At 38.1% G+C, this 9,516-nt stretch carries 12 protein-coding genes; all 12 read right to left on the reverse strand.

From position 1 onward, the window contains the following. Positions 1-161: 161 nt before the first annotated feature. Complete coding sequence (locus DVW83_RS10600) at positions 162-881, reverse strand: YebC/PmpR family DNA-binding transcriptional regulator (RefSeq protein WP_005877837.1); 720 nt, start codon at positions 879-881, stop codon at positions 162-164. A 120-nt stretch (positions 882-1,001) separates the two neighbouring features. Next, positions 1,002-2,156 (reverse strand): nucleotidyltransferase, encoded by a 1,155-nt coding sequence (locus tag DVW83_RS10605; protein WP_137239359.1) that lies wholly within the window; start codon positions 2,154-2,156, stop codon positions 1,002-1,004. A gap of 170 nt (positions 2,157-2,326) precedes the next feature. Beyond that, positions 2,327-3,067 carry a class I SAM-dependent DNA methyltransferase gene (locus tag DVW83_RS10610; RefSeq protein ID WP_104661984.1) on the reverse strand — a complete coding sequence of 247 codons (741 nt, stop codon included), beginning with the start codon at positions 3,065-3,067 and terminating at the stop codon, positions 2,327-2,329. 1 nt (position 3,068) lies between these two features. After that, positions 3,069-3,425 carry a ribosome silencing factor gene (rsfS, locus tag DVW83_RS10615; RefSeq protein WP_098049580.1) on the reverse strand — a complete coding sequence of 119 codons (357 nt, stop codon included), beginning with the start codon at positions 3,423-3,425 and terminating at the stop codon, positions 3,069-3,071. Between the two features lie 24 nt (positions 3,426-3,449). After that, the gene (gene yqeK, locus DVW83_RS10620; RefSeq protein ID WP_104661983.1) at positions 3,450-4,037 is read right to left on the reverse strand and encodes a bis(5'-nucleosyl)-tetraphosphatase (symmetrical) YqeK; all 588 of its coding nucleotides are present in this window, start codon (positions 4,035-4,037) and stop codon (positions 3,450-3,452) included. Beyond that, complete coding sequence (locus DVW83_RS10625; RefSeq protein WP_174784280.1) at positions 4,027-4,677, reverse strand: nicotinate-nucleotide adenylyltransferase; 651 nt, start codon at positions 4,675-4,677, stop codon at positions 4,027-4,029. The genes yqeK and DVW83_RS10625 overlap by 11 nt, the downstream gene beginning before the upstream one ends. Positions 4,678-4,686: 9 nt before the next feature. Beyond that, positions 4,687-4,998: a ribosome assembly RNA-binding protein YhbY gene (gene yhbY / locus DVW83_RS10630; RefSeq protein ID WP_104661981.1), complete on the reverse strand. Its 312-nt coding sequence runs from the start codon at positions 4,996-4,998 to the stop codon at positions 4,687-4,689. Positions 4,999-5,013: 15 nt separating this feature from the next. Next, complete coding sequence (gene yqeH, locus DVW83_RS10635; protein ID WP_104661980.1) at positions 5,014-6,123, reverse strand: ribosome biogenesis GTPase YqeH; 1,110 nt, start codon at positions 6,121-6,123, stop codon at positions 5,014-5,016. Next, positions 6,120-6,647, reverse strand: a complete 528-nt coding sequence (locus DVW83_RS10640; protein ID WP_081134733.1) for a YqeG family HAD IIIA-type phosphatase — start codon at positions 6,645-6,647, stop codon at positions 6,120-6,122. The genes yqeH and DVW83_RS10640 overlap by 4 nt, the downstream gene beginning before the upstream one ends. Before the next feature lie 186 nt (positions 6,648-6,833). Beyond that, positions 6,834-7,568 (reverse strand): amino acid ABC transporter ATP-binding protein, encoded by a 735-nt coding sequence (locus tag DVW83_RS10645; RefSeq protein WP_104661979.1) that lies wholly within the window; start codon positions 7,566-7,568, stop codon positions 6,834-6,836. Between the two features lie 12 nt (positions 7,569-7,580). After that, a complete protein-coding gene (locus tag DVW83_RS10650; protein ID WP_104661978.1) occupies positions 7,581-8,270 on the reverse strand; it encodes an amino acid ABC transporter permease in 690 nt (229 codons plus the stop codon). A 12-nt stretch (positions 8,271-8,282) separates the two neighbouring features. Beyond that, positions 8,283-9,119: a transporter substrate-binding domain-containing protein gene (locus tag DVW83_RS10655; protein WP_137239361.1), complete on the reverse strand. Its 837-nt coding sequence runs from the start codon at positions 9,117-9,119 to the stop codon at positions 8,283-8,285. Between the last annotated feature and the right edge of the window lie 397 nt (positions 9,120-9,516).

The following is a 9,516-nucleotide window of genomic DNA, read 5'->3' on the forward strand; positions in this document are numbered from 1 at the left end:
TTTTTGCCCCCCCCCTCGAAAAAACTCCCCCCAAAATTCACCTTTTTTCCTAAATGTAAAAAAAAAAAAAAAAAAAAAACGAGCAATACAAAAAGCGTATTGTTCGTTTTTCTCTCCAATTTCTCAAACCAAAACGACTTTTGTCTCGACCTATTGTATGCTTAATCTTCTAAAGCTACATTATGGAAGACATGTTGCACATCTTCAAGATCTTCCAACGCATCGATCATTTTTTCAAATGTCTCTTGATCTTCTGGAGATAATGTTACTTCATTTTGGGGGATCATTTGGATTTCTGCAATTGAAAAATCAGAGATTCCTTTTTCTTTTAAGGCCTCTTGGATACCATGGAAATCTGCTACTTCACCGTAAACGATGATTTGGCCATCTTCTTCCATCACATCACGTACATCAATGTCTTTATCCATTAGGTATTCAAGGATTTCATCCGCATCTTCACCCGCAAATCCAAAGATCGCTGTGTTGTCGAACATGTAGGAAACTGCCCCTGAAACGCCCATGTTACCGCCATTTTTACCAAAAGCAGCACGTACGTCAGCTGCTGTACGGTTCACATTATTTGTCAATGTGTCGACAATGACCATTGAACCACTTGGGCCAAACCCTTCATAGCGTAGTTCAGAGTATGTTTCATCGCCTGCACCTTTGGCTTTTTCAATTGCACGATCGATGATATGTTTAGGTACGTTGTAAGTTTTAGCGCGTTCAATGACGAAACGTAGTTTTTGATTGGCATGAGGGTCAGGGTCACCTGATTTTGCTGCCGCATAGATTTCGATCCCAAATTTTGCATAAACTCGGCTGTTATTTGCATCTTTAGCTGTTTTTTTCGCTACGATGTTTGCCCATTTACGTCCCATATTCTCACTTCGCTTTCTAGTTTAATCGTTCTTTTATCGTTGTGTGTTACACAAAATGTCCTGTTCCATTATACTTGTGTTTTCTATTTCTGTGAAGTATTTTTTCTATTTCCTATTTTTTTATTCATAGATATAGGGTCTTCTACCAAAATTTTGTTCCTGAACACCTGGCGCTAACTGGTAAATTTGATCACTCCGTATTAAAAGATGTGCAACCTGTGCTTCCTGTTTGCCTATTTTTGCAAACAGCGGGAGCGTTCGTTTTTCTTTCAAAAATACTCGTCCTTTTTTTGTCGAACCCAATATATTTAGATACAGATGTGCTTGTTGCCTTTTTATTTCTTCCGTTTTGACATTTAGCAGTGTATAACAAGCTAAACGTTGCAACCTCGTCCACGTATAGCGCTTCGTTTTGACCAAATCAATAAAATCAGCAAAAGTCGTCGCTTCTTTCGCCGCTTTTATCAGTCGTGCTTCGATTCCCTCTGTCATTTGATAAATTGTTTGTAATTCTTCTGTTTCTGAAGACAATAGTCGATAACGGAGTAGTGGCCAATAAGTTTCCCACGTCTGCATCGAGACAGACTGAAAAATTTTGGCTGTTTCAATTGGTACATAATGATCGATTGCTATTTTTTCTCTCAACGCTTTTCGAATGGCCGTCGCACTAGCAATTTGCTGTTCTGGCAATTCTTGATCATGATATCCCGCATTCTTTCGAGCAATCGGTACTAACTGCATGGGGAGATCATAACAGGCGTTTTCTTTCGCATAACTCAAGCCTAAAATATGATTGGGTGACGAAAAATCTAAATTCATTTCAGGGTAGAGTCGATTGAATACTTCTGTCATTTTTTGTGGATAGCTCATGGTTTGATCCACTAATTTCAAGAATGCTTGATCTATTCTCTTTTGGTTTTCCTGAACAAATGATCCAAATACTTGATAATCAAACAATTGCTCTCCTTCTGTACCAAAGCATAAATAATCACAGCCAATCTTCTGTAATAATCGAACTGCACCCCTGGCAAAGTAATCTGCTGATTGAACTGACCATTCTATCGGGAGTTCGATCACTAGATCAATGCCATTGGCAAGAGCTGCATTCGCCCTCGCCCATTTATCTAAGATGGCTGGCTCTCCTCGCTGTAAAAAATTACCGCTCATGACTGCGATAACAACATCAGCTCCTGTCTGTTTTCTCGCCATATCTGCATGATAGCGATGACCATTATGGAATGGATTGTACTCTACGATAATACCGCAAGCTTTCATCTTTCACCCACCTCGTTTAAAATAACTACAAATGATTACACTCAAATCATTGTGTACCCGTATACTCCTAATCTAGAAAAATCGAAAAGTAAGCCGAACCATCAGAAAACGATAAAGTCTTTCTGATTGTCCGACTCATTTAGTGAAGCTCGGGGCTTCTTCTATGACTTCTATTCTTTATATGCAACAAAAAATAGTCTTTTTGTCTCTTCAGATGGTTCGTCATCCGTAAAATCAGCATATGCTTCTACTTTAGAAAAACCGCTGTTTTCTAGCATTCTCAAATAATTATCTAAAGAATATGTTTGCTCTTGGTGCAACTCATCCTCACGAATGAATGTGCCTGATCCTTGTGGGTCTTCTACAAAAAATGTCAAGAAATGTTCGATACTGTGTTTTTCTTTTCCTGGGTAACTATCCCATAAGAAAGCAAAGCGATCATTTTGATAATGGTAGCTATATTCTGGGAAAACTGTATCGACTTGGTAAATGGAATGGACATCAAATAAAAATCTTCCTTCGTCTTCTAACGCTTGGTAGACTTCATCGAACACTTGTTGCACTTCCTGTTCATTCTTCATATAACACAGAGAGTCAGAAAAACAAGTAATAGCCTGATACTGGCCCATCTCAGATAAATCAAGCATGTTCCCTTCTACAAACTGGATAGAAGCTTCTTCTTCATAGGCTCGTTGACTAGCGATCATCAGCATTTCTTCCGATAGGTCCAAACCAGTCACATGGTAACCATCTTTGGCAAATGCCACAGCTAAAGCGCCTGTTCCACAAGCTAACTCCAAAATATTTTGGGTATCTTTAGGTAAATGGCGTTTCGAAAAATCTAGCCATTGCTGATACAGTGTTTCATCCATTACTTCGTCATAAACAAAAGCAAATGTTTCATAAGCCATATTAATCTAACCAATCAGTTAGGTCGACTAATGGTGCATCAGACCACAATTTTTCTAAATTATAAAAACTTCTTTCGGGTGCATGGAAAACATGGACAATGACGTCTCCAAGATCGATCAATATCCATTTTCCGCCTTCTTTTCCTTCAACTCTTCTTACTTCGTAATTGCTTTCTTCTTCCTTATCAAGGATTTCTTCTGTAATGGCATTGATTTGACGTTCGCTATTTGCAGAGCAGATCATGAAATAATCCGCTAATAGAGAAACTTCACGAACATCTAAGGCAATGATGTCTTCTGCTCGTTTTGAATCTGCTGCTTTGACAGCGATCTGTAATTGTTCTTTGCTATTGATAATAATTTCCTCCTAATAGAGCAGCTGTTATTTTTGAGCCACCCAACGATTATATGTTTCAATTGTTTTGGGATAAATTTGTTGTTCTTGTTCAATGAGATGAGCCAATGTATGCTTGGTTTCAAACGCTACAGCTTCATCAAGATCGATCAAAGCAAGTTCACGTGCTTCTTTCACACCAGGAAATACACGACCGGGTTCAATGTAGTCAGCCACATAGATAATTTTATCCAGCAGAGACATTTTTGCCGCTCCCGTAGTATGAACACGTATGGCATGAAGGATTTCTTCGTCTGTAATACCAAGCTCTCTTTCGACAAAAGAAGCTCCCACAACACCGTGCCAGATCGCATTGCCATAGTCCAGTAATGCTGTATCATAGCCATCTCTTTTGATCACTAATATAAATTCATCATCTGGGCGTTCTTTTGCGTAATCGTGGGTCAGCGCAGCGATACTCGCTTTTTCAGGAGAACAGCCGTATTTTTCTGCCAATGCGATTGCCATTTCTTCTACACCAAGGACATGGTTGAACCGACGTTCACTCATTCTCATCTGGATTTTTTGCATCAATATCTCTCTTGAATAACCCGTGTATTCTTCACTATAGTTCATCTTGATATAACCCTTCTTTCTGGATATAGTCAATCACTTTATCAGGAACGAGATAACGAACAGAACAACCTTGTTGGATTTTTTGTCGTATCTTCGTTGAACTAATATCGATTTCAGGTACATCTACCCAGATGACAGGATATGGTGACTCAATCGTATAACCGGTACGCTGAATCCCGACAAAGTTTACCATTGTGACTAATTCATCGATTTTATACCATTTAGGTAAGTATTCTACCATGTCGCCACCGATAATAAAATAATAATCCGTTTCTGGATTATTTTGAGTCAATGCCTTCATGGTATCATACGTATAGCTCTTACCTTTTCGAGTCAATTCAATCGTTTCTATTTTTAAAAAGGGATTATCAGCTATCGCAAGTTCAAGCATCTTTAAGCGATGGGAAGCATCGATGGTCTTTTTTTCATCCACATGTGGTGGTTGATAAGACGGCATCAAATAAACTTCATCCAAACCTAGATTTTTACCTGCTTGATCCGCCATAACTAAATGAGCAAGATGGACAGGGTTGAACGTTCCTCCAAGAATGCCTACTTGCTTTCGTTTCTCGAAAATTTGTGGCATTGCTTGAGGAAACACTTGGGAACGGACAAAAGATTTCGCTTGCGATTTCATTATCGTCACTCCTTAAATTGCTCTAACTTCTTTCGATATACGTTGATATTTTTCCTTGGAAGAAGGTTTATATAAAACAAGGACCCGACCGATGATCTGAACAACTTCACAACTTACTTCTTCTTCTAAAATTTTTGCCACATCCTCAGCAATCTCATCCGTATTTTGCAATAAGGAAACTTTGATCAACTCTCTTTTTTCAAGTGCTTCGGCAATCTGCACCATCATTGCTGAATTGATTCCACCTTTTCCTATTTGAAAGATTGGTTGTAAATGGTGGGCTTTACTACGTAAAAAACGTTTTTGTTTTCCTCTTAGACTCATATCGTTCCTTCTTCCTTAAATCAATGCTTTTCTTTTCATTACATTTACCCCTTTAGGCGCCCAACCCGCTACGACAGCAGGTTGCGTAACAGTGATCCAGCCTAAACCAGCAAATACGATATCCGTTTTCTCTTTGACAGAAAATTCAAAACGGACAAGTTCTGGAAATGCTGCTACTTCATCAGGACGAGGCGGTTGCAATAAACCACCTACGTGTTTTTCATAGAATTCGTCCGCTTTTTCCAATTTTGTTCGATGTAGACTCACATCATTCGACACATAAGCAATAAAAGAGCCACGTTCGCCGCTGATAAAATCAAATCTCGCTAATCCGCCTAAGAAAAGAGTCTGTCCTTCATTCAGTTGATAGCCTTTAGGTTTGATTTCCTTAGTTGGCGCAATGATCCTTAAATCTTTTTTTCCTAAATAATGAGCCATTTGATGGCGATGGATGATTCCTGGAGTATCAACCAAAAAGTGGCCATCATCCAAAGGGATCTCGATCTTATCTAAAGTAGTTCCGGGGAACTGAGAAGTCGTGATAACATCTTGGACACCTGCTGTATTTTTGATGATCTGATTGATCAACGTTGATTTTCCAACATTTGTCACACCAACGATATAGACGTCTCGTCCTTCACGGTATTCTTCGATTTTTTCCAGCAACATTTCCATTTCATTCGCTTTTTTGGCACTAGTCAATAGGACCTCAACAGGACGTAAGCCAGCTTCAAATGCTCGTTCTTTCATCCATTGGATCATTTTGGGTTTTTTCAAAGATTTTGGTAAAATATCCACTTTGTTTCCAACCAATAATACTGGATTATTGCCCACAAAGCGATGCAGTCCTGGAATCAGTGAACCGTTAAAATCAAAAATATCGATTACATTGACGATCAATGCGTCTTTTTGTCCTAGTTCATTCAATAATCGTAAGAAATCATCATCTGTTAAGGATACATCTTGGATCTCATTATAATGTCTCAAGCGAAAGCATCGTTGACAATAGACCTCGCCAGATGCTAAGCCCTTTTCTAATGCCGCTTTTGGTGTATATCCTAACTCATCAGGATTCTCGGTTTGGATCACCGCTCCACAGCCGATACATTGTAGTTCTTCGTTCATTCAATTCCACCTCGCCAGCCCATATCAGGATTGTGTGCTAATAAATAGGCCATGATTTTACGTTCCCAAAAACGATTGAATCGTGTTTTCCAGCTATCCGTATCGATGATGGGCTTCACTAAAATACTACGGATTCCCGCTCGATTCGCCCCTCTGACATCTGTCATGATTTGGTCGCCGACCATCACTAATTCATCATCTGAAAGATTTAGTTTTTTCTTTGCATTGTTGATTCCTAGTGCGAGTGGTTTCATGGCTCTTGCCACATACATCAGTTCGAACTTATCAACAGCACGTGCAACACGCTCCGAGTTGTTATTTGAAACTACAACAACTGGGATACCAGCATTTCTCATCTCTAAAATCCAATCGAGCAATTCTTCTGTGCCATCTGGATTATTCCAAGCAATCAATGTATTATCCAAATCAGTTAAAACAGCTTTGATCCCCAGTTTTTTTAATTGTGCAGGGGTAATTTTGTAGATGGCATCCACCATCCATGTTGGTTTATAATTTGAAAACATGTTGTCTCCTCATCTGCAAAAAATGAAGGAGCACGAAACGTACTCCTCAACGCTATATTATACTGCAAATGTAAAAAAAAAACTACCTCTATACCTGAATCGTTTTGGAATAAATGTACCTAAAAGTAAAAACTACGAACTGCTCTCCCTTTGACTAGAAGACCATTCGTAGCTATTTCTCTAGCTTTATAAGACTTTGGATAAAAAGTCCGCTGTTCTAGGATTACTTGTATGTTCAAATACTTCAGTTGGTGTGCCTTCTTCTACTATGACACCGCCATCCATGAAAATGATCCGGTCTCCCACTTCTTTAGCAAAGCCCATTTCATGAGTAACGATCACCATTGTCATACCTTCTTTTGCTAGTTGTTGCATCACTTCTAGTACTTCACCAACCATTTCAGGATCAAGCGCAGAAGTCGGCTCATCAAAAAGCATCACATCTGGTTGCATGGCCAAAGCTCGTGCGATGGCGATTCTTTGTTGCTGCCCACCTGATAAAGATTGTGGGTATGCATCAGCCTTATCAGAAAGCCCGACTTTTCCCAATAAGTCTTTGGCAATCTTTTCTGCTGCTTCTTTTGATAATTTTTTTACTTTTATTGGAGATAATGTAATATTCTGCAAGACTGTCATATTAGGGAAAAGATTGAATTGTTGAAAAACCATGCCCATTTTTTCTCTAGTCTTAAAAATATCATTTTTCTTATCGGTGATATCTGCTCCTTCAAATTCGATCTTGCCTGTAGTTGGTACTTCTAATAGATTGACACATCTCAGTAATGTGCTTTTCCCTGAGCCAGACGGTCCTAAGATCACGACAACTTCACCTGGAACGATTTTGGCAGATATGTCTTTCAATACCTCATTATCCCCAAATTTTTTATTTAAATGACTGATTTTGATCAATGCTTCACTCATCATGCTTTACTCCTATCTCTGGTAGCCTTTACCAAGTTTTTTCTCCCATAAATTCAATAAACGAGAAGTAACGAACGTCATGACGAAGTAAACGCCCGCTGCTACGAAATAAGGCTCTAAAGGGATATATGAGTTTGAAATGACGATCTGTGCTGCGCCCATCAATTCATTGATCCCAATCGCAGTTAGCAAAGAGGAATCCTTGATCAATGTAATAAATTCATTCCCTAATGGCGGTAAGATGTTCCTCAATGCCTGTGGAAGAATCACATAACGCATCGTCTGTGCTGGACGTAGCCCTAAAGAATAAGATGCTTCTGTCTGTCCGTAATTGATGGCCATGATGCCTCCACGAATGATTTCAGCAACGTATGCTCCAGAGTTCAAAGACAATACGATCATCCCCGGAAATAATCTTCCTAGATCTACAGTCAGCACGCCTAGTTCTACACTTTTTGAAGGAAAGAAACCTTGTAATAGCAGAAAACCGATCATGATTTGTAAAAGCATCGGTGTGCCCCGTAATATTTCAATGTAAATATTAGCTATCCAATTCAATGGTTTGTTTTTTGATAATTTCATCAAAGCCATGACTAAACCAATCAGTGTTCCTAGGACAACTGTGACAATCGAAATAATGATCGTGATTCCCGTACCAGAAACAAAGTACGGGAGATATTTATCTAAAAATGAAAAGTTCACGCTTTATACCCTCTATTCTGCAGCTGTTTTTTCAGCTAGTTCATTGTTCTTTTTAATAAATTCTTCGACTTTTCCTTCATCGTTCAACTTTTTGATGATGGTATTCAATTCTTTTTGCAAGTCGCTGCTGCCTTTTGGTAATGCAATCGCAAATGCTTCATCAGCAGATGGTTTAAGCGTAATATCAGCAATTGTCAAATCAGGATTTTGAGCGATATATGATTCCGCAATCGTCTTTTCTACAACCATCGCATCTAATGATCCTTGGTTCACTTCCACTACCATATTTGGCACTTTATCGATCGTTACTAGTTTAGAACCCTCAATCTGTGTTTTTACAACATCTTCTTGGATCGAACCTTTTTGGGCACCGACATTTTTGTCTTTCAATGCATCAGTACTTGTATAAGCATCTTTATTCTTTTTGTTGATGACAACAACTTGTGGTGGATTGTAGTAATTATCCGTAAAGTCAAACTGTTCTTTTCTTTCATCAGTAGCAGAGATGGCAGAAATCGCAATATCCGATTTACCTTCTTTCAATGAAGCAAGTACAGTATTAAAACTCATATCAGAAACTTCAGCTTTGACCCCTAATTCCTTAGCGATCTCATTGACTAGATCGATATCAGAACCAACGATTTTATCTTTTCCATCCACCATTGTATGGAATTCAAATGGTGCGTAATCGGCAGATGTCGCAACTTTCAAGACACCACTTTTTTTGATTGCTGCTAATTGATTGTCTGATTTATCTGAATAGCTAGAAGAAGAACCCCCACTACTTCCACATGCTCCTAAAGCAAATAAAGCTAAAGCTGTAACAATGATACCTGTGATTTTTTTCATTTTATTTCCTCCTAATACGAAACTTTCTATGCAGTGAAGTTATTATAGCATGAAAATTTCAAAAAAAAAGCATTTTTTGCATATTTATTAAATAAAAATGCAAAAAATGCTTTTTAATATGAATATATACACTTATTAATGCATGAACAAACATATACAAATGAAATCGATAACAAAATATTAGCTATCAGAAAAAGCAGATCATAAAAACACATTTAAAATAACAAAATTAATTAAATTTAAAAATGTTGCAATGCCATGCAAACTAATCATATTCTAAATTAATTCTAATATAACATGATTATCACTCATCAAAAACTAATTTAATTGCAATGAAAAAGCGATTAAACAAGCGAGGAAGCAGAATGAACTGAATTAAAAAATGATAGTGATAATC

The sequence above is a fragment of the Enterococcus sp. VV15 genome, assembly GCF_005236045.1.
Taxonomy (GTDB): domain Bacteria; phylum Bacillota; class Bacilli; order Lactobacillales; family Enterococcaceae; genus Enterococcus_B; species Enterococcus_B durans.